Source organism: Allobosea sp. UNC402CLCol (genome assembly GCF_000745475.1).
Lineage (GTDB): Bacteria > Pseudomonadota > Alphaproteobacteria > Rhizobiales > Beijerinckiaceae > Allobosea > Allobosea spartocytisi.
Window position 1 is genome coordinate 84,052 of sequence record NZ_JQJJ01000002.1, and the last position, 24,300, is coordinate 108,351.

Consider the following 24,300-nt stretch of genomic DNA (forward strand, 5'->3'; position numbering starts at 1 on the left):
ACGGGCAATGGGTTCGCTGACCTTCGAAGGGCTGGGCAAGTCCTATGGCGAGGTCGAGGTCGTCAGGGACATCTCCCTGACGATCGCCGAGGGCGAATTCGTCTCGCTGCTCGGGCCCTCCGGCTGCGGCAAGACCACGATCCTGCGCATGGTCGCAGGGCTCGTGGAGCCAAGCCGCGGGCGCATCCTGATCGGACGCGATGACGTCACCAACCTGCCTCCGAATAAGCGCGGTCTCGGTCTCGTCTTCCAGTCCTATGCGCTGTTCCCGCATATGACGGTATTCGAGAACGTCGCCTTCGGCCTGCGTCGCCGCAAGGTCGCCGGCACCGAGCTCGACAAGCGCGTCAGGGAAGCGCTCGGCATGGTCCGGCTCGCGGCCTTCGGCGAGCGCTATCCGAGGCAGTTGTCCGGTGGCCAGCAGCAGCGCGTCGCCATCGCCCGGGCACTCGCGCCGCATCCGCGCGTGCTGCTCTTCGACGAGCCGCTGTCCAATCTCGATGCGCAACTGCGCGACGAGATGCAGATCGAACTGAAGCGCCTGCAGCGTAATCTCGGCATCACCACGCTTTTCGTCACCCACGACCAGGGCGAGGCGCTGTCGCTGTCGGACCGCGTCGGCGTGATGGCCAAGGGCGTGATGCAGCAATTCGCGGCGCCTGAGGAGATCTATCACCGTCCGGCGACTGGCTTCGTCGCGAGCTTCATCGGCAAGCCGAACCGCCTCGCCGGTTCCGTCGCCATGCGGGAAGGCTCGGGCGGGCGACTCGCCGTCGGCGGCGTCGCAATCCCGGCCGCGCGCATCGAGCAACCAGCCGGGGCGCAGGTCGATGTCGTGATCCGGCAGGAGGCGGTGGCGATCCGCAGCGGCGCGGCGCAGTCCGACGAAATTGCCGGAGAGATCGTGTTGCGCTCCTTCAGCGGCGCGCGGGTGCAATATGTCGTGCGGCTGGCGGAAGGCGTCGAGATCGTCGCGGAGACAGCCTCGCACGGACCGGAGGCGTCTCTGACAGCAGGTGCGCCGGTCGCGCTCGCCATCGACCCGGCCTCCGTCTTCGCGATGCCGCCCGAAGGCGCCACGGCATGATGTCGCGGCGGCAAGGGCTCCTGCTGATCGCGCCGCTGCTGCTGGTCCTGACGGGCTTCTTCCTCGTGCCGGTGCTGATGCTGTTGCCGACGAGCTTCGGCGTCTATGAGCCGGGCGCCGGCCTTGTTAATGGCGCCTGGTCGCTGAAGAACTACAGCCAGATCGTCACCGATGACTATTACCGGGAGGTGATCTGGCGCACGCTGGGCCTCGGCTTTTCCGTCACGCTGCTCTGCCTGCTGCTCGGCTACCCGCTCGCCTATCTGATCGCGCGCGGGCCGGAGCGCTGGCGGGTGCCGCTGATTCTGCTCGTCATCTTCCCGATGCTGCTCAATCTCGTGGTGCGTTCCTTCGGCTGGATCGCGCTGCTCGCCAATCGCGGCCTGATCAACAACCTGCTGATGCAGCTCGGCGTGATCGGGGCGCCGGTGAAGCTGCTGTTCAATTTCATCGGGCTCTTCATCGGGCTCACCCATATCTACCTGCCCTTCATGGTGCTGATGCTGGTCGCAGCAATCCGAAACGTGCCGCGCGACGTGGAATCGGCCGCCGCAACGCTCGGCTCCAGCCGTGCCCATGTCTTCATGGCGGTGACGTTGCCGCTCTCGGCGTCCGGTATCCTCGCCGGCTCGATCCTCGTCTTCGTGCTGACGATCAGCGCGCTGGTGACGCCGCGCATGCTCGGCGGGCCGACCTATCAGGTGATGGCGACGCTAATTTACGACGAATACATGCAGCTTCTCGACTGGCCGAGCGGGTCGGCACTCTCCTTCGCGCTGACCTTCATGGCGGTCGCGATCATCTGGCTGTCGAGCCGATTGACCAAGCGCTGGGCAGGGATGGCATGAGCGACGCAGCCGAGAACCGCCCTGGCTGGGGGCTTACCGCCACCGCCTTCACGGTCGTCGCCTTCCTGCAATTGCCGGTGATCGTCGTCGTGCTGGCAGCCTTCTCGACGACCTCTTACCTCACCATCCCGCCGCAGGGGCTGACACTCGCCTGGTTCGGCAAGGTGCTGAGCGACCCAACCTATCTCTCTGCCATCCGCATGAGCCTGATCCTGGCCTGCGGCTCGACGCTGATCTCGCTCGTGCTCGGCGTGGCCGCGGCTTATGCCCTGTTCCGCAAGGTGCTGCCGGGCTCTGAAGCTGTCACCTCGTTTCTGATGGCGCCATTGGTGATGCCGGCCGTTGTCGTCGGCGTCGCGCTCCTGCAGTTCTACAGTATGACCGGCCTGCGCGGCTCGCTCGTTGGCCTGCTGCTCGCCCATGTCGTCATCACCGTGCCCTATGTCGTCCGCTCGGCGCTGGCCAGCCTGTCGGGGCTTGATCTCGCCGTCGAGGAAGCCGCGCGGGTGCTCGGTGCCAGCGGCTTCGAGGCCTTCCGCCTGGTCACGCTGCCCTTGATCGCGCCGGGGCTGGTGGCGGGCGCGCTGTTCTCGTTCATCACCTCGCTCGACAACGTGCCGGTCACGATTTTCCTGATCAGCGCCAGCCAGACGACGCTGCCGGTGCTGATCTTCTCCTCGGTCGAGATGGGCATCGATCCCAGCGTCGCCGCCGTCTCGACGCTGCTGATCCTGGCCACCGGCATCGTGCTCCTCCTCGCCGAGCGCCGCTTCGGCTTCCACCGCTTCGTCTGAACGGAACCGTCATGCCGCTGACCTCCAAGGGTTTCCCGCTCTTCCTCACCTTCGACCTCGACGCCGAAACGATGTGGACTGGCCGCGACCCGGCCTATGCCGAGCGGCCGATCCTGATGTCGCAGGGCGCCTATGGCTGGAAGGTCGGTACCGGCCGCGTGCTCGATCTGCTCGATCGCTACGGCATCAAGGCGACCTTCTTCGTGCCGGGCCTGATCATCGACCAGCGCGAGGGGCTGATGGAGGAGATCCTGAAGCGCGGCCACGAGCTCGCCCATCACAGCTACAGCCATACCTGGATCCTCAACCTCTCGCCCGAGGAGGAGCGCGAGGAGATGGAGAAGGGCTTCCAGTCGATCAAGCGCGTCAGCGGCCGTGCGCCGCGCGGCTGGCGCTCGCCTGCGGCCGAGATCAGCCCGGTCACCATGCCGATGCTGGTCGAGTACGGCTTCGACTATTCCTCGAACTTCTTCGACGACGACTCGCCCTATCTCCACACGGTCGCGGGCGAGGAGACCAAGATCGTCGAATTGCCCTTCCGCTGGGTGCTCGATGACGCGCCCTTCTTCCAGTACTCGATCGTCCTGCCCGGCCGCACCATGCAGGCGCCGTCCGCCCTGCTCGAAGCCTGGAAGGGCGAGTTCGACGTGCTCTATGCCGAGGACCGGATGATGATGGTCGGCATGCACCCCGAGATGATCGGCCAGCCCTCGCGCATCAAGGCGCTGGAAGGGCTGATCGAGCACGCGCTGAAGCACCCCAATGTCTGGATCGGCCGCTGCGACGAGATGGTCGACGACATGCGCCCCGGCCTCGAGACCGCCCGCGCGGAGGCGAGGCGGTGAGCGGGGCGCTCGCCGACCGGCGCGTCCTGATCACCGGCGCTGCCAAGGGCATCGGGCTCGCGACGGTCGAGCGCTTCGTAAAAGAAGGCGCGCGGGTCGCAGCGCTCGATCGCGATGTGGATGCGCTGGCGGCATTGGCCGGGCGTTTCGGAGGGAATGCGTTCGTCCCCTTCAGGGCCGATGTCTCCGATCCGGCTTCCGTCGAGACCGCCGTATCCAATGCCGCCACCGCGCTCGGGGGGCTCGACGGTGTCGTAAGCTCGGCCGGCATCGATCTCATCGCCGATATCGAGAGCATGGCATTGGCCGACTGGAACCGCATCATCGCCGTCAACCTGACCGGCCCGATGCTGGTGGCGCAGGCATCCTATCCGCATCTCAAGGCGGCGGGCGGCGGCACCATCGTCAATGTCTCGTCCGGCGCCGGCCTCTCGCCGCTGAAGCACCGCTCCGCCTATTGCGCCTCCAAGGCCGGCCTGCAGATGGCCGCCAAGGCGCTCGCGATGGAGGCCGCCGAGTTCGGCATCCGCGTCAACACGGTCTGCCCCGGCGCGGTCGAGACGGAATTGTTCCGCACGAGTATCGACACCGCTCCCGACCCCATAGCCGCCTATCAAGCCGTGCGCGCCCGCTATGCGCTCCAGCGCGTCGCCGCGCCCGAGGAAATCGCCGCCGCAATCCTGTGGCTGACCAGCGCGGAATCCTCCTATGTCACCGGCACCGCCATCGCCGTCGATGGCGGCCGGACCTTCCATTAGCGCGTTTGGGGAGCCGGCGATGACCAGCGGACGCTTCACGGCTAAGACCGTCGCCATCACCGGCGCGGCCCATGGCATCGGCGCTGCGACGGCGCGTCGCTTTCTCGACGAGGGCGCACGGGTCGCCGTGATCGACCGCGAGGCCGACGGTTTCGCGGAAAGCTTCGCCGGCCAGCCGGTCGACCGCCTGCTGACCATGGCCGGCGACTGCACCGACGCCGCCGTACTCGCCGATTTCCATGGCCGCACCATCGCGGCCTTCGGCCCGATCGATATCCTCTTCAACAATGTCGGCCAGAGCGGCCGCGAGCGTGCGGCGCAGTTCCACGAGTCGCAGGAAGAGGTCTGGCGCTTCGTGCTGGAAGTCTCGCTGTTCACGGCCATGCGGATGAGCCATCTCGTCGTACCCGCGATGCGCCAGCGCGGCGGCCGGATCGTCAACATGTCGAGCGACGCCGCGCTCGTCGGCGATGCCGGCCTCGCCGATTATGCCGCCGCCAAGATGGGCATCATCGGCTTTACCCGCTCGCTGGCGCGCGAGCTGGCGCCGCATCGCGTCACCGTCAATGCGGTCGCGCCCGGAGCCATCCGGACCCGCGCCCATGACCGGCTGACACCTGCCGTCATCGAGAGGATCAAGGCGACGACGCCGGCCGGCTTCATCGCCGAGCCGGAGGATGTCGCCGGTTGCGTCGCCTTCCTCGCCAGCGAGGACGCCCGTTACCTGACCGGCCAGACGCTGCTGATCGATGGCGGCCGCTGGATGATCTGAGGACAGCCATGACCGATATCGCCGATCTCTCCGCCGTCGACCTCGCCGCCGCGATTCGCGCGAAAACCGTCTCGCCGGTCGAGGCCGTCGAGGCTGCCCTCGCCCGCATCGAGCAGAAGGCAGAGCTCAACGCCTTCATGGCGGTCTGCGCCGAGCGTGCCCGCGCCGAGGCGAAGGATGCCGAGGCCAAGGTGATGCGCGGTGAGAGTCTGGGAGCGCTCCATGGCATTCCGTTTTCGGTCAAGGACCTCACCAACACCGAAGGCGTCGCGACCACGCAGGGCTCGGCGCTCTTTGCCGATAACATCCCGAAGGCCGATGCGGTTGGGGTCGCGCGTGCGCGGGCTGCGGGTGCGATCCTGATCGGCAAGACGACGACGCCGGAATTCGGCCACAAGCCGTTCACCGAAGGCCCGTTCTTCGGCCGCACGCTCAATCCGCATAATCATGCCCATACCTGCGGCGGCTCATCGGGCGGCGCGGCGGTCGCGGTCGCGGCCGGCATGGGGCAGCTCGCGCTCGGCACCGATGGCGGCGGTTCCATCCGCATCCCCGCCGCCTGCTGCGGCGTCGTCGGCTTGAAGGCGACGCTGGGCGCGATCCCGAATCTGCAGGCCCCGGACCTATTCGGGGCCAATTCCTTCGTCGGGCCGATGGCGCGCGATGTCGCCGATACCGCCCTGATGTTCGAGACGCTTCTCGGTCCCGACCGTCGCGATCCCTATGGACAGATACCGGCCTTCCCGGAACGCCGGCTCGGCGAAAGCGAGAAGCCGCAGGTTGGCTTCCTCCTGCGCTGCGGCAACATCCTCGATCCCGATGTCGAGTCGGCCGTCGTCGCCGCGATGAGGCAGGCGGAGGCGCTCGGCTGGGGGGTCGAGCCGATCGAGCTTGATCTCGTCTCGCTGGAGCCGCATTTCCTTGTCTTCCTGCGCTCGCTGCTGCTGGCTCGACTCGGTGGCCATGCCGAAAGGGCCCCTGAGAAGCTCGACCCGACTCTGCTTGCGACGATCGATGCCGGCCGCGGTTACAGTGCCGCCGATCTCTGTCAGGCCCAGTTCACGCGGACCGATTGCTTCACCAAGGTGCAGGAGATCCTCGCGCACCACGACATCATCGCCTCGCCAACCCTGTCGGCGCCGGCCTTGCCCGTCGATCTCGATCCACTCGGCCCGATCGAGATCGGCGGGCGGGCCGCCGGCACGATCCGTGGTGCATGGTACCCCTACACCTTCCCGTTCAACCTCACCGGGCATCCGGCGGTGTCACTACCTTGCGGGACGTCGAATATCGGTCTCCCGATCGGCCTTCAGCTGGTTGGCCGTTGGCATGAAGATGCCTACCTCCTCGACGTGGCTCGCCGCTTGGAGGCAACGTATAGCAGACCTTAGCGCGCCCTCTTTGATGAAGCGCCGCCTCTTAGTGAACTAGGTGGTGGCCGCTTTTCAGCGCAACGAAATGACCATTCCCCTTCGCCGATCGAGACGCATTGACTGCGCTGTCCTCGCGGAGCGAATAGGCAGGTCAATATCTCGTCGTCAGTCAGCTCTCCGTGAAGGAATTCTTCGCCCCAGCAGTAGGCATCCTCGACAGTCTGGTCGAGAGCACGGTGGGCGTGGCTGAGCCAAGCGGAGAGGTGCATGCCCTTTGCGTACGCCACCGTGCTCCCCCAGCGCCTTAATCGACGCTAGTTTGCATAAGGTGGTACGGAGGCGTGCAAGTGTATGTTCGTCGTAGGCTGTGGAGGTGAAGCAGACGGCGAGAAACCGTCACTTCCGGAGCGGCAGAGGCGTTGGGTTCTAGCGCCTCTTGGTTAAGGCCATTCCGATGGAGACGTACGGCTGGCTGCATTGAAGAGCACGCATCGGCCGAGATAATGAGTGTTGGCTAGAGCGCTGCAACATGGAGATCCAGTGACTTTTCGTTTTATCCATGCTGCCGATATCCATCTCGACTCGCCACTTCGCTCGCTCGCCATGCGCCATCCCGATCTGGCGGAGCTGATCGGCAACGCGACCCGGCAGGCCTTCGTGCGCATCATCGATCTGTGCCTGGCGGAACAGGTCGACGGATTGCTGATCGCCGGCGATCTCTATGACGGCGATCAGAGCTCGATGAAGACGGCGCGCTTTCTAGCCGAGCAGCTGCGGCGGCTCGATCAGGCCGGCATCCGCACCTTCGTCATCCGCGGCAATCATGACGCGATGTCGCGGATCACGAAGGAGCTGGTGCTTCCGGACTCGGTCAAGGTCTTCGGCGGCCGCGCCGAGGCGCCGGAGCTTCCGGGCCCGGCCGGGCGGGTCCCGATCGTGATCCATGGGCTGAGCTTCGCGCAGCCCCACGCTCCGGAGAGCCTGCTCGGCAAGTACCGGCCGCCGGTGGAGGGCGCGGTCAATATCGGCATGCTGCACACCAGCCTGGCCGGCACCCCGGGCCACGACCTCTATGCGCCATGCAGCCTGGCCGATCTTCGGGCGACGGGATTCCGCTACTGGGCGCTGGGCCACGTCCACAAGCGCGCGATCGTCAACGATGATACCTGTACGATCGCGATGCCGGGCATGCCGCAGGGGCGTGACATCAACGAGGCCGGGCCGAAATCCGTCTCGCTGGTCACGGTCGGCGACGACCGCTCGATCGACATCGAGGAGCGCGTGACCAGCGTCGCGCAGTTCGAGCGGGTCACGGTCGATGTGACCGGGATGGAGGATTGGCGGGAACTGGTCTCGCGGCTCGGGCGTGCGCTCGAGACGGCGCGGAGCGCCGTCGGTTCGGACCATCTGGTGGCGCGCCTGCACGTCGTCGGTGCGACGCCGCTCGCCTGGCGCATCCGCCGGGACACGGATCTTCTGAAGACAGAAGCTGATGATCGGGCTGCGGCCCTTGGCTCATGCTGGGTGGAAAAGCTGGAAATCACCAGCCAGTTGCCGGACAGGCGGGAAGGGCCGACCGGGGACCCGCTGAGCGAGCTGCACCGTTTGATCGAGGGTCAGATCCTTGGTTCCGATGCCTTCAACGCTACGCTGGCCGGCATAGCGGAGGAGATCCGGGCCCAACTTCCGCAGGAATGCCGTGACATCCTGGGCTCAGACGAGGAGACCTTCAGGACGCATATCGAACGGCTCGCGCGCGACGGGGCCGAGACGGTCGTCGCGCGGCTGCAGGCTGCAGGCGAGGGCACCTGAATGCGCCTCCGCCGCCTCGACCTAACGCGCTACGGCAAATTCACCGATTGCAGCATCGATTTCGGCGAGCGGTGTGAAGGCCAGCCGGATCTGCATGTGATCTACGGGCCGAACGAGGCCGGCAAGTCGACGACCTTCGCTGCCTTCCTCGACTTATTGTTCGGCATCGGCACGCAGAGCTCCTTCGGCTTCCTGCACCCCTATCCCACGATGCGGATCGGCGCGGCGCTGGAGCTTGGTGGCGAGACGCGTGATTTTGCGCGCATCAAGCGACCGCAGAACAGTTTGCTCGACGCCGGCGACCGCCCTATTCCAGAAGCCGCCATCCGCGCCGAGATCGGCGGGATCGACCGCGACGCCTACCGCACGATGTTCTCGCTCGATGACGAGACCTTGGAAAAGGGCGGCGAGAGCATCCTGGCGAGCAAGGGCGATCTCGGCCAGTTGCTGTTCTCCGCCAGCGCAGGCCTCGCCGATCTCAGCCAGAACTTGCTCGACCTCCGTACGGAAGCAGATGGCTTCTATAAGTTCCGGGCCCGGAGCGGGATGCTGGCGGAACTCAAGGCGCAGCTCGTCGCGCTGAAGGCTGAACGCGAGCAGATCGATACGCTGGCATCGGATTATGCGCGGCTCGTCGCGGCACGCGACAGCGCGGCACACCAATATGACGAAGCGGTCGGAGAGCGTGCCCGCATCCAGGCTCGGATGGATGAGATTCAGCGCCATATTGCGGCGCTGCCCCGGCTCGTCGCGTTGCGCGCCGATCGCGAGCGTCTGGGCCCGTTTGCCGATTTGCCCGAAGCGCCGCCCGGCTGGGCCGCCGCGTTGCCAGCGCTGCAGAAGGAAGAAATCGAGCTCGCCGTCCAGAACCAAACCAATCGCGATGAGATCGCGCGGTTACGCAGCGAGATCGAGGCAATCGTCGTCGATGACGCCGCTCTTCGTCAAGCGGACGAGCTGGAGCGGCTCACCGAGCTGCGGGCGCGTTACATCACAGCGGAAAAGGATATTCCCGAGCGCAGGTTGCAATTGCGCCAGCTGGATCTGCAGGTCTCCGGAATCCTGCAGCGGATTGACCGGGATGGGGAGGCGCAGCCGCAGCGCCTCGTCCTGACCGTCGCGACAACCGGTCGCTTGCGCGAACTGATCGAAGCGCGGTCGGGCATCGATGCGGCGCTGCGTAATGCCAGCGAAGAATGCGCCGAAGCCCGTCGTCGCCTCGCCGAAACCGCAAGAAAGCTGCCGAAGACGGATCAGGCGGCGTCGTTGCCCCAGGAGCGTGAGCGCGCAGTTGCGACATTGGCCGCGACGGTCGAGGTGCTGCGGTCATCGGATCATCAGGTCCGCCTCCGCGTCGCCGAACGGTCGCGCGCAGCGGCCCAGGAGGTTCTCGACGAACGTCTCCTGGCACTGCGGCCCTGGCATGGCACGCTGGAGCAGCTCGTCGGCATGACAGTTCCGAGACCGGACATGCTGCAGCGCTGGAAGGCGTCTCGGCGCGAGAATGAAGCCCTGCTGAGCCAGCACCAAGGAGAGATCGGGCGTCTCACCACCCAGATGCGCCATGTCGAGGCGGAGCGGGCGGGTTTGGCGGCGACGACCGGCATTGTGACCGATCGCGAGGCCGCCGAGATTCGCGCGCGACGCGAACTGGCCTGGGCCGCGCATCGGCGCGATCTCGATGCGGCCTCGGCGGATGTCTTCGAGGAAGCCCTGCGCCATGACGACCTCGTCGGTGCCGGACGGATCTCGCACATGTCCGACCTAGCGAGACTGCATCGGAGCGGGCAGGCCCTGGCCGTGGCGCAGGCCGATCTCGCTCGTGCGACGGAGCTCGGGGAAGGCGCTGCGGCTGCTCTCGCGGGCGTTGACGCCGAGGTCGCACAGGCCGTTCTCACCATGGTGCCGTCTTGGCTTCCGGCGCCGTCGCTGCTGGAACTCGAGGATTGGCTGTCCTGTCGCAGCCGGGTTCTGGAGGCGCGGGACATCATGCGGATGGCCGAGCGGGATCTGCATGCGGCGCAAGCCGATGCTGGCGAGGCTTTGTCTCAGCTTCGCGCCGCGCTGGAGCGGGCCGGAATCGTCTATGCGGCGGAGGCGGATGTCGGCGTCCTACTTGCGGAAGCCCAGACCGGTCTTGAGAGCGAGGCGCAACGGTGTCGGTTCTACGCCGAGCTTGAGGATCGGCGTCGCGATGTGGCGAGGCGCGAGCGCAGCGCCGAACAGGCTGAGGCGCAGCAGCGGGATTGGGCCGAGGCCTGGTCCGCGACCTGCCGCAATTGCTGGCTCGCGGAAGCCGGTGCCGTGCCGGCGCTTGGCGTCGTGCGCGAGACCTTAGCCGCGGTGGCCGACCTCGCGCCGACTCTGGAGAAGCGCGCGGGTCTGATCGATCGCATCGACAAGATGGAGAAGGACCAGGCGGCATTCCGCGATGAGGTCGCGATTCTCGCGCGCGCCTTGGGCATTCCGCGGGAGGCGATGCCGGTTCTCGATCTCGTCCGCGAGATCGTCGACACGATCCGGAAGGCGGGCGCCGACCAGGAGCGTCGCACGCAACTGCTTGCCCAATTGAAAAGCGCCGAAGATCGGCAGCGGACTCTGGCCGAAAAGAACGGGATCCATGCCGGGCAAACGCAGAGGATGATCGACTTCTTCGAGGTCGCCTCGCTGGCTGATGTTGCCGAGGCGCTGGAGCAGATTGCGCAGCGCCATGTGCTGCAGGAGCGAGCGGCGGAAGCTGAGCGCGACATCCGCGAGGCGATGCGCAGTGTCGACCTCGCTAGTGCGGAGGCAGCGCTCGACAATGCGTCCCGCCCGGCTCTGGAGGCAGAGCTGAGCGAGTTGAAGGTGCGTTTCGACGATCAGGACCGGCGCTGCCACGAACTCTTTGCCGCTCGCGCGACGACGGTCGATCAGGTCGAAGCGATCGGCGGCGATGCCACGGTGGCGGAGATCGAAGAGCGCCGCCGCACCACTTTGCTGGAGATCGAGGATGGGGCACTGCGTTATCTGCAGTTGCGCGCTGGGGTTGCTGCGGCGGAGCAGGCTCTCGCGATCTATCGGGAGCGCCATCGCAGCTCGATGATGGAGCGGGCTTCGGCCGCGTTCCGGACGATTAGTCGCGGCGCCTATTCCGGCCTCGCGGCACAGCCTGGTAAGGATGGTGAGACGCTGATCGCGCTTGCTGCCGGCGGCGGCTCGAAAGCCGCGGACGAACTGTCTAAGGGCACGCGCTTCCAGCTCTATCTCGCGCTCCGCGTCGCAGGATACCACGAGTTCGCCAAGGCGCGCCGCGCCGTGCCTTTCGTGGCCGACGACATCATGGAGACCTTCGACGATTTTCGCGCCGAGGAAGCCTTTCGCCTGTTCGTGGACATGGCACGGAGCGGGCAGGTCATCTACCTGACCCACCACCAGCATCTCTGCGAGATCGTCCGGCGGGTTTGCCCGACGGCGCGGCTCTATCGTCTGGACGAGCCAGAGATGCAGCGCCGCCGCATTGCATGACGTCGGAGAAGTGGACTTGAGATGGCTGATATTGCCATCGAATTGCCTTCGATCTCGAAAATGAAAACTTGGCATCGGTGTAGTGGGGCCGACGATGGACCACCTTGCTGATCCCGAGCTCACCCGGCGCCGGAAATAGTGGATCCTCGGCGCTTTCCTTCTATGAACGTTGCTTCTGCAGGGGGGCGTTGGGAAGGTCGACGGATCGGAATGCGATTCCGATCGAAGAACGATCCTGCCAAACGATCCGAGCTTCTCGGTCGACGCCGATAGCCTGCGAGGTGATATGAACTGCCCCTGTTTCGTTGAAACCGACGGGAACTCTCAGCATCGCGCCACCGTCCGAAATATCCCGGATCATGCAGCTGAATATTGCCCCGCTAGCCACCTTGAGCTTGGCAGGCTGCACTCGGCGTTGCCGCTCAGTGGCGCGATTTGAACGGTCAGACATGATCATGCTGATAGCCGAACACGTGTATCCTTCCACTGAAGTGGCGGGCTAAGATTTTAGCCGTCCGGTTCGCATTGCCCTCCGAAGAGCCCTCCTTGCTGGAGCGGCTCATCGTCTTGGTCCGCCAAGCATGATGTGCTCGGTCAGCGCGCGATGGATCGGGATCGAAACCCTGGCACGGACGTCGAGTTGTCGAGCGCGGTCGCCATCAGACGAGCGCTCCGCCGGAATTGAAGCCGAATGACGGAAACGCGTGAAGGCATGGTTCCGGCGTAGCCGAAAACCCGGCCCGCAGGGCGACGCCCTCAAGCTGGATCTATTGTCGCAGATCCTGTCGTAATTTTCCCCTTACTTGCGACAAAGGACACGCGACACAGAAATCGCCCAAAGTATCGTGGGCCGTCCGAGCGGCGTGAGGATGCTTTCTCCAGGGGCGCTGCCTTGGCCAAGGCGCGCACCTGGAGACCGCCTTGCCGTTGGGGCTTGCCGGATCACTTCCTTCGTTTCGTGAGACTCTCCTCGCCTTGACAGCCGGTTCAATCCTCGCCATCGTATCATATAACAAAATGACATTTCATTATATGAAATGAAATGCAAAGAGGAACGCCCTTGTCGACGGATTTGCCAAAAGCGGCGGGGAAACCTGCGCCTGCCGGCACCAGCACGCTCGATCTCGCGCTTCATGCGGTCGACTACCTGGTGCAGCAGAGCCGCCCGGCTTCGCTCGCCCAGATCGCGGAAGCCCTCTCGGCGTCGAAGGCGACGATCTATCGGCATCTGGTGACGCTGCAGCGTCATGGCTTCGTCCGCCAGGAGGCCGAGACGGGCCGCTACGAGGCCGGGATCAAGCTGATGATGCTGGGCGAAGCCCTGCGTCAGCGCTTCGATATCGTCAGCGCCGCGCGCGAGGAGCTGATGACCCTGCGCGATCACACCGGCCAGGCGGTCACGGTCTGCGCCGCGATCGACGACGAACTGATCGTCCTCGAACTGATCCAGGGCCGCACGCTCATCGAATTCTCCACGCGGCCCGGCACGCGGCTCGCCTTCCATGCCAGCGCCCATGGCAAGATCTGGCTCGCCTTCGGCTCCCAGGAGCGCACCGCCGCGATCGCCAACGGCCCGCTTGAGGCCTGGACGCCGGCGACCATCATTTCAACGCAGGCGCTGCTCGCCGAGGTCGAGGCTGTTCGTAAACGCGGCTGGGCCACCGCTCCGAATGAGGTCATCACCGGCGTCAACACGCTCGCCGCCCCTGTCTTCGACCACCGCAAAATTCTCGTCGGCTCGATCGCCATCGTCGGTGCGACGCAGTTCATTCCGCCCGTTCCCGACCCCGAACAGATCCGTGAGGTCGTCGGCAGCGCCGAACGCATCTCGCGTGGTCTGAGCTGGCAAGGCTGACAGATTGGAAAGACCGAGAACATGACCTATTCGCTGGCCGTCGATATCGGCGGTACCTTCACCGATATCGTCCTGCGCGACTCCCGCGGGGGCTTGAGCGTCGACAAGACGTTGACCACCCATCACGACCTGCTGGAAGGCTTCTTTCGCGGTGTCGACTCCGTTCTCGGCAAGGCCGGCATCGGTGCGAGTGCGGTCGAGGGGGTCGTCGTCCATGCCACCACGGTCGTCACCAACGCGCTGATCGAACGCAAGGGCCTGCCGACGGCGCTCGTCGTCACCGAGGGCTTCAGCGATGTGCTCTCGATCCGCAACGAGCACCGCTACGACATGTACGACCCGCAGATCGAATTTCCCGAACCATTGGTCACGCGTGAACTGACCTTCGGCTTCAAGGAACGCGTCCTGGCGGACGGCACCGTGGCACTCGCACCGAGCCCGCAGGACATTGCCGAACTCGCGGCGGAAATCCGGGCGAGCGGTGCACGCGCCGTCGCAATCTGCTTCCTCAACAGCTTCGCCAACCCGAATAACGAAGCGCTGGTTGCAGCCGCCTTGTCGCGCGAACTCAACGACGTCTTCATCTGCACCTCGGCGGAGGTCGCGCCGCAGATCCGCGAATACCAGCGTGCCTCGACAGCGACGGTAAACGCCTATGCGATGCCGATCTCACAGCCTTATCTCAAGCGCCTGAGCGACCGTTTGCGGATCGAGGGCTTCGCCAACACCCCGCTGATCATGCTCTCCTCTGGCGGCGTCGTCGGGGCCGAGACGGCGGGCCGCAACCCGGTGCGGATGATCGAGAGCGGCCCCGCGGCCGGAGCGCTCGCCGCTTGCCACTATGCCGAACTCCTCGGCATCGACCGGCTGATGTCCTTCGACATGGGCGGCACCACCGCCAAGGCCTGTCTGATCGAGAACCGCACGCCGCTGATCACCGGGCTGTTCGAGGTCGACCGCCGCTATCGTTTCCGGGAAGGCAGCGGCCTGCCCGTCACCGTGCCCTCGATCGACCTGATCGAGATCGGCGCCGGCGGTGGCAGCATCGCCCATGTCGACGACCTCGGCCTGCTCAAGGTCGGCCCCGAAAGCGCCGGCTCCAATCCCGGACCCGCCTGCTACGGCCGCGGCGGCCAAAACGCGACCGTCACCGATGCCGACCTCGTGCTCGGCCTGATTGATGCTAAGAACTTCCTCGGCGGCGACATGTCGCTCGACAAATCCGCCTGCGATGCCGCGATGGAGCGGCTCGGCGAGGCGCTCGGCCTCAACGCCGTGCAGGCGGCGCGCGGCATTTACCGCATCGTCACAGAGGCCATGGCCTCGGCAGCGCGTACCCATGCAACCGATCGCGGCGTCGACTATCGCGGCCTACCGCTCTTCGCCTTCGGCGGCGCAGGTCCGCTGCATGCCTGCGGGGTCGCGGAACTGCTGCAGAGCACCAGCGTGATCGTGCCGCCTCAATCGAGCGTGCTCTCGGCCTTCGGTACGCTGGTCACGCCGGTCCGGCTGGATCTCGTGCGCAGCGACCTGACACGCGTCGACCATCTCGACTGGAAGCGCGTCGATCGGGTCATCGGAGACCTGGAAAGGGAAGGCATCAGTGCGCTTGGCGAATCCGGCTGCAGCGCTGCCGACGTCACGATCCTCGTCGGCGCCGACATGCGCTATGTCGGCCAGCAGCACGAGGTCACGATCATCTTCGAGACCGATCCGCGCCGGAGCCGCGACACCGCCGCACTGACCGCTCAGTTCGAGGCAGCCTACCGGACGCTCTACGGCGTCAACCCGTCACATGTGCCAATCGAGCTCGTGACCTGGCGCGTGATCGCGCGCGGCCCCCTGCCACATTTCGACGGGCAAGCCAGGCCCGAGATCGCCAGCGGCGCGCCCAAGCGCCACCGCGCCGTCCATGCCTGGGAGGACGATCAGTCCGTGCCCGTCTACGAACGCGCCACGCTCGCCACAGGCCAGACCATCGCCGGTCCCGCCATCATCGAGGAGCGCGAAACCACGACCGCGCTGCCGCCCGGTTGGAGCGCGACGATCGACGCGCTCGGCTGCATCGTCGCGACGAAAGGCTGAATCCCATGGATGGCGTCGAACTCGAGATCCTCTGGTCCAACCTGATTGGCATCGTCACAGAGCGGGCCAAGGCGCTGCAGCGCATCGCCTTCAGTCCGATCGTCCGCGAGGCCGGTGATCTCGCCTGCGCGCTGTTCGACCAACGCGGGCGCATGGTGGTGCAGGCCAATACCGGGACGCCCGGCCATATCAACTCGCTCGCCTTCGCCGGCGCCCATCTCGTGCGGCTGTTCGAGGGCCGCTGCGAGCCCGGCGACGTGCTGATCACCAACGACCCCTGGCTCTCGGCCGGGCATTTCTTCGACATCACCATCCTGACGCCGATCTTCGACGGAGAGAAGCTGCTCGCCTATATCGGCTCGACCATCCACCACACCGATATCGGCGGCTATGGCATCGGCGCCGGCGCCCGTGACGTGCATGAGGAAGGTCTGTGGATTCCGCCGCTCAAGCTCTACGAGCGCGGCAAGCCCAGCGAGATGCTGCATGACATCATCCGCCGCAACGTACGCACGCCCGACGCCGTCTTCGGCGACCTCTCGGCTCAGGTCTCCTCCGGCGAGGCGGCGGCCGAGCACCTGATCGCCTTGTGCGAGCGCTATGATGTCGATGACATCGAGGCCTTGTCGGACGAGATCATCAACCGCTCCGAGGAGGCGACCCGCAACGCCATCCGCAAGCTGAAGCCGGGTACCTATCACGGCGAGGCCGTCTTCGACGTCCCCGGCGGCGAGATCATCACGCTCAAGACGGCCGTCACGGTCGATGCCGAGAGTGGTTCGATCATCGTCGATTTCGATGGATCCTCGCCGCAGACGACGACCGGCATCAACGTGGTGCTGAACTACACCCACGCCTATTCGACTTTCGCCATCCGCTCCTGCCTCAATCCGGATCTGCCGAACAACACCGGCTCACTGGCGCCGATCGAGGTGCGAGCCCCGGTCGGCTCGATTGTCAACTGCGCTTATCCGGCTCCGGTGAATGCGCGCCATGTCGTCGGCATGTATGTGCCGATGCCGATCCTCAAGGCGCTGCATCAGGTCATGCCGGAGCGTGTGCTGGCGGAAGGATCGGGTGCGGTCTGGACGATCCAGATCCAGGGCCGCAAACCCAACGGGGAAGCCTTCACCTCCTCGATGTTCAACTATTCCGGCGGTATGGGCGCCCGCGCCGGCAAGCCGGGACCCAGCGCCACCTGCTATCCGACCGGTGTCGCGGCCGTGCCGATCGAAATCCTGGAAGCCGCGATGCCGATCGTCTTCGACCGCAAGGAGCTGCGGCCGGGCTCGGGCGGCAACGGCCGGATGCCGGGCGGCGACGGCCAGATCATCCAGTTCCATATGCGCACCGACCACGCCTGGCTGCTCAACGCCGTGCCGAGCCGGCTCGAGCGCGGTCCCGACGGCATCGATGGCGGCATGCCAGGAGCGCCCGGTCGCTTCCTCGTCAACGGCAAGTCCGTCAGCGAAGCGAAGAAGCTGACCATGCAGGCTGGCGACGTCGTGCTGCTCGAGACACCGGGCGGCGGCGGCTACGGCAAGCCGGCCGCCTGACAGTGCCCGCCACCAGACTCAAGCCCAAAAAAGGCGGGGCCTCGCATCGGGGCCACCGGCCGGGACCAGGCAAAACCGGGAGGAGAGATAATGAAGCAGACCCTTTTGGCGACCGGCCTTGCCGCAAGCCTCGCGCTGGCCGGCGCGATGCCCGCCTCTGCGCAGGAACCCTACAAGATTGGCGTTTCAGCTGGTTTGACCGGCTATGCCGCGACCGTTGACCGCGCCTGGCGCGACGGCGTCGAGCTCGCCGCCGCCGCGGTCAACGCCAAGGGCGGCGTGATGGGCCGCAAGATCCAGGTCGTCGTCGAGGACAACCGCTCGGAACCTCAGGAAGCGGTGACGGTCTACCGGAAGATGCTGAGCTCGGACAAGGTCGACGTCTTCGTCAGCGGCTGCGTCTCGGCCGGCAATTTCGCGGCCGCCGGCCTGCTGCTGCGCGCCAAGGTGCCGATGATGCTGTGCTCGATCCTGCCGACGCAGGCCGAGCATCTGCCCTGGGCCTTCACCACCCTGCCGCCCGCCGGTTTCGAGATCGACAAGCGCCTGGAATACCTCAAGGAGAAAACGCAGATCCGCAAGATCGCGGTACTGCACGACCCGACCCCTTACGCCAATCTCCAGAAGAGCGTGGCCGAGCGCAACGCGGCCAAATACGGTCTCGAGGTCGTCTCGGTCGACCAGTACAAGCAGGACGATGCCGATCTGAGTGTTCAGGTCAGTAAAGCGCGGTCGGCGGGTGCGGGCGCGATCCTGAAGATCGGGCTTGGTGGCACGACGCTGACCGCCGCCAAGAACATCAAGCAGCTCGGCGCCGACATGCTGTTGCTGACCAGCCTCGAGGATCTCGCCGTGTTCGGTCCCGTCTCCGAGGTCCTGGGCGACAAGTTCTTCTTCGTCGCCTCGCCCTCTCAGGTCTATGAGGCGCTGCCCGAAGGCGCCCTCAAGACTGGCATCAAGGCCTTTCTGGACCCCTGGCGCGAGAAATATCGCGATCGCGACCCGAATTGGGCCTCGCGCGGCTGGGACGGCGTCATGCTGACGGTCGCCGCGATCGAGAAGGCGAAGTCCTTCGAGGGCGAGAAGGTCCGCGCGGCCTATGAGGAGCTGAGCGGCTTCCAAGGTACGACCGGCATCTACAATTTCCGGCCGGACCTGCACCAGGGCATCACCGAGAACCCCTTCGTGCTCGCCACGATCGAAGGCGGCAAGGTCAAGGTGGTGCAATGAGCTTCGCGGTCGCGGCCAAGACGCAGGCGCGCGTTGCTTCGCCAATGGCGGGCGTGACTCCGCCGATCCTGGCCGCGACCGGCCTTTCCGCCCGCTACGGCCATATCCATGCGCTGCACGGCGTCGACCTGCGCATCGGCGAAGGCGAACTCGTCGCCGTGCTCGGCCCCAACGGTGCCGGGAAGTCGACGTTGCTGCGCGCGATCATGGGGCTTTCGGCCAATAGCGGCGAGGTCCGCTTCCGCGACGAGGTGTTGCCGCGGCACGATGCGGTCGCGGTCGCCGCGCGCGGCCTCGTACTGGTGCCGGAAGGGCGCGGGCTGTTCGCCCCGATGAGCGTCTCCGACAATCTCGAACTCGGCGCCTATCGCCTGCGCGACAAGGCCGAGTTCAACCGCCGTCGCGAGCGCGTCCTGACATTGTTCCCGCGTCTGAAGGAGCGGCTTGGCCAGGCCGCGGGTTCGATGTCGGGCGGCGAGCAGCAAATGCTCGCTCTCGGCCGGGCACTGATGGCCGGGCCGAAACTGCTGCTGCTGGACGAGCCCTCGCTTGGCCTTGCGCCGCGTGTAACCGGGGAAATCCTGGAGACGCTCGGCCTCTTGAACCGCGAAGGCCTGGCGATCGTGCTGGTCGAACAGAAGGCGCCGCTGGCGCTCGAACTCGCATCCCGCGTCTACCTGCTTTCGCTCGGGCGCATCGTCGCCGAACTCGATCCGCGTGACATCACCTCCCATGACGATCTCGCCCAGCATTACTTCGCCTGAACGGCGTCCGATCAGGCTGGTCGGCCTGCTGCCCTGGCTCTTTGCCGCGGCGGTCGTCGGCTACGCCATGGTCGTTGGCGGCTATGCGGCGACCGTCGTTTCCTTTGCCCTGATCTATGCGGTCTTCGTGACCGGCCTGAACCTGTTCATGGGCTTTGCCGCGCAGGTCTCCTTCGGCCAGAACGCCTTCGCCGCGATCGGCGGCTACATGTCGGCCGTGCTGACGGCGAGCCATGGCTGGGGGCCCTTGCCGGCCATGGTGCTGGGCATCGCGGCTGCCGTACTGGCCGCCGCGATCGTCGGCTTTCCCGCGCTCAGGCTGAAGGGCCACTATCTCGCCATGGGCACGCTGGCCATCGGCCTGATCACCTATGAGATCACGGTCGAATGGCAGTCGGTGACGCAGGGCTATATGGGCATTTCCGGCATCCCGCCTTTCGGCATCGGCCCCTGGGAGGTCACCTCCGACCGAGGGCAGTTGGTCCTGCTGTCGCTGGTCGTCGCGGCTTGCACCTTTGCCGCCGGGCGAATCCGCCGCTCGCGTTTCGGGCGAGCGCTCTCGGCGGTCGCGGGCAGCGAGGAGGCGGCGACGGCGCTCGGCATCGCGGTCGCGCGCTACAAGCTGGTCGCCTTCCTGCTTTCCGCCGGGTTCGCGGCGCTCGCAGGCTCGCTCTTTGTCCATATCGTCGGCTACGTCAGCCCCGAGGTCTTCGGGCTGCACATGGTGATCGTCACCTTCACCATGCTCTATGTCGGCGGCATCGGAACGGTTGCCGGTCCGCTGGTCGGGGCGCTGATCGTCAGCCTGCTGCCCGAGACCTTCCGTGCCTTCAAGGACTATCAGGATCTGGCCTATGGCGCGGCGCTGATCTTGCTCCTGATCTATGCACCACGCGGGCTCGCCAGCCTGTTCGCCCCGCGGGGCCGCTCATGAACCGGCTCAGACTGGAAGGCGTAACCCGGCGCTTCGGCGGGCTCGTCGCGGTCGATGATGTCTCCTTCGAGGTGCCGGCTGACGGCGTCACCGCGGTGATCGGCCCCAACGGCGCCGGCAAGACCACGTTGTTCAACCTGATCTCCGGCTTCCTGCCGCCGAGCGCGGGCCGCATCACGTTCGAGGGCAACGACATCACCGGCCGCCCGCCGGCCGAGATCGCCAGGGCGGGACTGGTCCGCACCTTCCAGCTCGTCAAGCTGTTCGAGGATCTCAGCGTGCTCGACAACGTCAAAGTCGGCTGCCACCTGCAGGGCAGGGCCGGGCTGTTCGCGGCACTGTTCCGGCCTGCGTCGGCGCGCCGCGAGGAACAGGCGCTCGATGCCCGAGCCCGCGACCTCCTCGCCTTCGCCGGGCTGGCTGCGATGGCCGACGAGCCCGCCGCGGCCCTGCCCTATGGCCGCCAGCGCATGCTGGAGCTCGCGCGGGCCATGGCCGCAGGCCCGCGGCTCATCCTGCTGGACGAGCCGGCCGCCGGCCTCAACACCGAGGAATCGGCGGCGTTGTCGCGCATCATCCGCCGCATCGCCGACGAGGGCACCAGCGTGCTCCTGATCGAGCACGACATGACGCTGGTGATGAACACAGCCGAACGCGTCGTCGTGGTCGATTTCGGCCGCAAAATTGCGCAGGGCACCCCGGCCGAAGTCCGCGTCGATCCGGCCGTGATCGCGGCCTATCTGGGCACCGGCAAGCCAGCTATGCAGGAGCCTCCCCATGGCTGACTGGTCCTATGTTCCCCAAGTCCTGGTCAGCGGGCTTGGCATCGGCTGCGTCTACGGGCTGATCGGTATCGGCTTCTGCGTGATCTACAATGCCAGCGGCATCGTGAACTTCGCCCAGGGCGCGTTCGTGATGCTCGGCGGCATGATCACCCAGGTGCTGTTTGCGCGTAACGGCGTGTCGCTCCCCGTGGCCGCGCTGATTGCGATCTTGGCCGTCGCCACGCTCGGCGTCGTAATCGAGCGGATCGTCGTCAGGCCCTTGTGGAACCGCAAGGCGACGATGTTCGTGATGATCCTGGCGACGCTCGCCGCCCAGATCGTGATCGAGCGGCTGACCCTGATCGCGGTCGGCGATCAGCCCAAGACCCTGCCCGTCTTCACCGACCGGCCGCCGTTGATGATCGGCTCGGTCGCGCTTGGCTACCAGCTCATCTGGATCGTTGGCGGATCGCTGGCGATCGTCGGACTACTGGCCGCCTTCTTCAGCCTGACCAAGACCGGCAAGGCGATGCGCGCCTGCTCGATCAACCGCGAGGCTGCGGCGCTGCAGGGCATTCCGGTCTCACGCATGCTGGCGCTGGCCTTCGCGCTGAGCGCAGCGCTGGGAGCCATCGCCGGCATCCTGATCACGCCGACGCAGTACACCGCCTTCAATGTCGGCGTGCCCTTCGCGATCAGCGGTTTCATCGCCGCGATCGTCGGCGGTTTCGGGCGGCCCTTCGGCGCCTTTCTCGGCGGCCTGCTGCTCGGCCTGCTGCAGGCCCTCGCCATCGTCGGCTTTGGCGCGGGGCTGAAGAACGTCGCCGCGCTGTCGGTGCTGCTGCTGTTCTTGTTCATCCGCCCATCCGGGATCCTCGGCGCGGCGAAGTGACGAACCACGCAACGATCGGAGCCACCATTATGGACATCCACAAGATCGACTGGAACCAGATCCCCTGGACGCCGGTTCGTCCGGGAGTCGACCGCAAGGCGTTCTCCGGCTCGGCGGCGACGCTGGCGCTGCATCGACTGATGCCGGGTCACGAGCCCAAACCGCACAGCCATCCCCATGAGCAGATCGCCTACATCGTCAGCGGCACGATCCGGTTCTTCATCGGCGGGCACGAGCATCTGATCGGTCCCGGCGGGCTCGTCGTGATTCCCTCCAATGTGGAGCATTGGGGCGAGGTGATCGGCGAAGAGCCCGTGATCAACCTCGACGTCTTCACCCCGCGTCGGTCCGAATACGCTTGAGTGCTACACTGACGTATTGCGGTGCGGCACAGAGCTCGATCCTGTCATGGGGCCCCCAACGGAGCCGTCCGCAAGCGGACGCTCCCAATGTCCAGAGAGGGTCGTTAGCGGACATCAAATTGCCCCGTCAGCTTCGGCTGGCGGGGCCATTTTTTTGTCTGGTACCCCGCTTGCGAGCGGCGCCGCCGCGCCTAGATTTTTCATCGCAAGTCCAATTTTGGGGAAGGAGCCATGCCTTTTTCATCGTTGACGGACCCGGCGGATCTCGCCCGGGCTTATGCCGCGTTGGAAGCTGTATGGAGCGAGGTGAAGTCGACTATTCCCGAGCAGGAGCACGATAAGGAGCGGCGGAGGATTGCCTATCTCGTCGCGGGATTTGCGCCGATCGCGCTCGACGAGGAAGACCTCAAGCAAAATGTCTTGCTCCACATTCGAGAGGATGCCTTGGCCTGAGGGCGCCATCAAGCACTGCCCGGTCTCGCTTCGGCCGGGGCCGGGCAATTTTCGTTTCAAGCTGCCTGATGGTCTCGGGTGGCCCTGTCCTCAACGTATTGGCGGCGCGTCGCCGCGGTGTTGGGAAGACCACGTTCAGCTAGCCAGGCCATGAATTCCTCGGGGCGAACAGTGACAATCTGAAGCGCTCGTCCCCGGGCCAGCCAAGCGTTCATCACGGCCATGGCATTGGCATGCCAGGCCTCATAATCGCGCGGCATCTCGTCCTTATCCTGAGCGAGATCCCAAAGAGTATCGAAGTCCTCTCGCTCATACCAAGGCAATGCGACCGTGTAGGACTCGACTGTCGGTTTCATGTCCGCTCCAAACTCCGGGATCGATCTCCGCGTGACTCAAATGCAGGAAGTCAATGCCAGCAGGCTACCCCGCCCGTCGGGCGTGATCCAGAAAAAACCAGATTAATCAGCATGTTAACCCGCTCATTCAGGCTCGACCGAGAAAGATTCTCCAAACAAGTTTCTTGAAACAAAATGGCACGTGGCGCATTTTACCCATAGAACGACTGTTGGGTTGAATGAGTAACTGCCATGACAGAGACCACCGGGAAGGGCAATGAACTGGCGCGCGGTGAGCGCCTTCAGATCATGATCGATCAGGAAGAGCTGCAGGCTCTGGAGGATTTCCGTTTTGACAATCGGATGCCCAGCCGTGCCGCGGCGATCAGGGAGCTCCTGCGCCGCGGTTTGGCCGCGACGGGCTACGACCTCGATGGCAAGCGAAGAGCTTCGAGCGAATATGGCGTGACCCGCAGCTCCTCGAATGGCCAAGGCAAGGCGGGATTGTCTGAGGATTGAATCCCGCGGCTGCCAGAACGGTAGATCAACCGACGTCGACAGGAGGTCGAGGCGTCAGGACGATTGCCGGTGTCATAGCGGCATAGATTGCCAAAATGACCAGGATTCCGGCGACTGCCAGCCAGATCCAGAATTCGAGAGGAGGCTCGGCGCGTTTCATCCGTGAGAAATCGCGGCTGCGAAGCCTTGTTCCGCGGATTAGTCCTCGCACCTCGTTAGCGCGTCCTCATAGTGGAGCGGAATTCCGTCCTCCAGCGAGCGAGAGACAGTCGATGGGCCGGGCGGCTGCCCTGTAGCTCCCGCTAATTCATTAGGACCCGGCCCGCTCGCGTGGTGCCGGGCCTTTTTCGTTTTAGGCGGTGTCGTGGCAACGCCTTGCAGGCGCTGTGACGGCCTGGCGGTGTGTTTCCATTGCCGTGCAGACGCGAGACAATGTGTGAATTGCCTTCAGAACCTAACGGCGAGCACGCCTTTGAAGGAATGATCCTGGGTATCCTCGGCGAGCTGGCCGGTATAGCTCACGCCGAGGGTCGCGTTACGGCCGATGGCAAGATCGAGCCCGGCTTCGACCATGGCTGCATCGCGCGCGATCGGCAGACCCGCAACGGTGAACGCGCTGGATGATCCGGCGAAGGCGAGCGTCGCTTTCGGATCGACGTCACCGAAGGCATGGCGCCAGGCCAGACCGCCGCGCAGCGTCACGGCCATGCCCTGGAGATCGAGGCTGGTCGCTGCCCGCAAGCCGAGCGTGGAAT

22 protein-coding genes are annotated in these 24,300 nt (G+C 65.6%); 20 read left to right on the forward strand and 2 right to left on the reverse strand.

The genetic code is table 11. The annotated features are described in order from the left end of the window. Positions 1-7: 7 nt before the first annotated feature. The 19 genes from GY40_RS00985 to GY40_RS01075 all read left to right on the forward strand — a co-directional run bounded on the left by GY40_RS00985 (position 8) and on the right by GY40_RS01075 (position 22,691). A complete protein-coding gene (locus tag GY40_RS00985; protein WP_038357921.1) occupies positions 8-1,087 on the forward strand; it encodes an ABC transporter ATP-binding protein in 1,080 nt (359 codons plus the stop codon). After that, entirely contained in the window at positions 1,084-1,935 is an 852-nt protein-coding gene (locus tag GY40_RS00990) for an ABC transporter permease (protein WP_038357922.1), read from the forward strand. Before GY40_RS00985 ends, GY40_RS00990 begins: the two co-directional genes overlap by 4 nt. Further along, entirely contained in the window at positions 1,932-2,729 is a 798-nt protein-coding gene (locus tag GY40_RS00995; protein ID WP_038357923.1) for an ABC transporter permease, read from the forward strand. The genes GY40_RS00990 and GY40_RS00995 overlap by 4 nt, the downstream gene beginning before the upstream one ends. Before the next feature lie 11 nt (positions 2,730-2,740). After that, a complete protein-coding gene (locus tag GY40_RS01000; RefSeq protein WP_038357924.1) occupies positions 2,741-3,574 on the forward strand; it encodes a polysaccharide deacetylase family protein in 834 nt (277 codons plus the stop codon). After that, positions 3,571-4,332, forward strand: a complete 762-nt coding sequence (locus GY40_RS01005) for an SDR family NAD(P)-dependent oxidoreductase (protein WP_038357926.1) — start codon at positions 3,571-3,573, stop codon at positions 4,330-4,332. Before GY40_RS01000 ends, GY40_RS01005 begins: the two co-directional genes overlap by 4 nt. Positions 4,333-4,351: 19 nt before the next feature. Further along, positions 4,352-5,104: an SDR family NAD(P)-dependent oxidoreductase gene (locus tag GY40_RS01010; RefSeq protein ID WP_051987398.1), complete on the forward strand. Its 753-nt coding sequence runs from the start codon at positions 4,352-4,354 to the stop codon at positions 5,102-5,104. 8 nt (positions 5,105-5,112) lie between these two features. Further along, entirely contained in the window at positions 5,113-6,495 is a 1,383-nt protein-coding gene (locus GY40_RS01015) for an amidase (RefSeq protein ID WP_038357928.1), read from the forward strand. Positions 6,496-7,017: 522 nt separating this feature from the next. Beyond that, positions 7,018-8,289 carry a metallophosphoesterase family protein gene (locus tag GY40_RS01020; protein WP_038357929.1) on the forward strand — a complete coding sequence of 424 codons (1,272 nt, stop codon included), beginning with the start codon at positions 7,018-7,020 and terminating at the stop codon, positions 8,287-8,289. Then, positions 8,290-11,796, forward strand: a complete 3,507-nt coding sequence (locus GY40_RS01025) for an ATP-binding protein (protein ID WP_038357930.1) — start codon at positions 8,290-8,292, stop codon at positions 11,794-11,796. Between the two features lie 1,060 nt (positions 11,797-12,856). Next, on the forward strand, positions 12,857-13,651 hold the full coding sequence (locus GY40_RS01030; protein ID WP_038357932.1) for an IclR family transcriptional regulator: 795 nt from the start codon (positions 12,857-12,859) through the stop codon (positions 13,649-13,651). A 21-nt stretch (positions 13,652-13,672) separates the two neighbouring features. After that, complete coding sequence (locus GY40_RS01035) at positions 13,673-15,736, forward strand: hydantoinase/oxoprolinase family protein (protein WP_038357933.1); 2,064 nt, start codon at positions 13,673-13,675, stop codon at positions 15,734-15,736. 5 nt (positions 15,737-15,741) lie between these two features. After that, entirely contained in the window at positions 15,742-17,292 is a 1,551-nt protein-coding gene (locus GY40_RS01040; RefSeq protein WP_038357935.1) for a hydantoinase B/oxoprolinase family protein, read from the forward strand. 90 nt (positions 17,293-17,382) lie between these two features. Continuing rightward, the gene (locus tag GY40_RS01045; protein ID WP_038357937.1) at positions 17,383-18,522 is read left to right on the forward strand and encodes an ABC transporter substrate-binding protein; all 1,140 of its coding nucleotides are present in this window, start codon (positions 17,383-17,385) and stop codon (positions 18,520-18,522) included. Beyond that, positions 18,519-19,286 carry an ABC transporter ATP-binding protein gene (locus GY40_RS01050; protein WP_248311062.1) on the forward strand — a complete coding sequence of 256 codons (768 nt, stop codon included), beginning with the start codon at positions 18,519-18,521 and terminating at the stop codon, positions 19,284-19,286. The genes GY40_RS01045 and GY40_RS01050 overlap by 4 nt, the downstream gene beginning before the upstream one ends. Continuing rightward, positions 19,255-20,220 carry a branched-chain amino acid ABC transporter permease gene (locus tag GY40_RS01055; protein WP_051987399.1) on the forward strand — a complete coding sequence of 322 codons (966 nt, stop codon included), beginning with the start codon at positions 19,255-19,257 and terminating at the stop codon, positions 20,218-20,220. Before GY40_RS01050 ends, GY40_RS01055 begins: the two co-directional genes overlap by 32 nt. Next, positions 20,217-21,005, forward strand: a complete 789-nt coding sequence (locus GY40_RS01060) for an ABC transporter ATP-binding protein (protein WP_038357939.1) — start codon at positions 20,217-20,219, stop codon at positions 21,003-21,005. The genes GY40_RS01055 and GY40_RS01060 overlap by 4 nt, the downstream gene beginning before the upstream one ends. After that, positions 20,998-21,876 carry a branched-chain amino acid ABC transporter permease gene (locus GY40_RS01065; RefSeq protein WP_038357941.1) on the forward strand — a complete coding sequence of 293 codons (879 nt, stop codon included), beginning with the start codon at positions 20,998-21,000 and terminating at the stop codon, positions 21,874-21,876. The genes GY40_RS01060 and GY40_RS01065 overlap by 8 nt, the downstream gene beginning before the upstream one ends. A 29-nt stretch (positions 21,877-21,905) precedes the next feature. Further along, positions 21,906-22,238, forward strand: a complete 333-nt coding sequence (locus tag GY40_RS01070) for a cupin domain-containing protein (RefSeq protein WP_051987400.1) — start codon at positions 21,906-21,908, stop codon at positions 22,236-22,238. Between the two features lie 231 nt (positions 22,239-22,469). After that, positions 22,470-22,691 (forward strand): hypothetical protein, encoded by a 222-nt coding sequence (locus tag GY40_RS01075; protein ID WP_038357945.1) that lies wholly within the window; start codon positions 22,470-22,472, stop codon positions 22,689-22,691. Positions 22,692-22,747: 56 nt separating this feature from the next. Here GY40_RS01075 and GY40_RS01080 read toward each other — a convergent pair whose 3' ends face one another. Then, on the reverse strand, positions 22,748-23,047 hold the full coding sequence (locus GY40_RS01080) for a hypothetical protein (RefSeq protein ID WP_038357947.1): 300 nt from the start codon (positions 23,045-23,047) through the stop codon (positions 22,748-22,750). A 288-nt stretch (positions 23,048-23,335) separates the two neighbouring features. On the opposite strand from GY40_RS01080, the gene GY40_RS01085 reads away from it, so the two are divergent. Then, entirely contained in the window at positions 23,336-23,545 is a 210-nt protein-coding gene (locus tag GY40_RS01085) for a hypothetical protein (protein WP_248311063.1), read from the forward strand. Positions 23,546-23,992: 447 nt separating this feature from the next. Here the strand turns inward: GY40_RS01085 and GY40_RS01090 are convergent. Then, positions 23,993-24,300: autotransporter outer membrane beta-barrel domain-containing protein (locus GY40_RS01090; RefSeq protein ID WP_038357951.1), on the reverse strand; the 308-nt coding region annotated here is incomplete at its 5' end.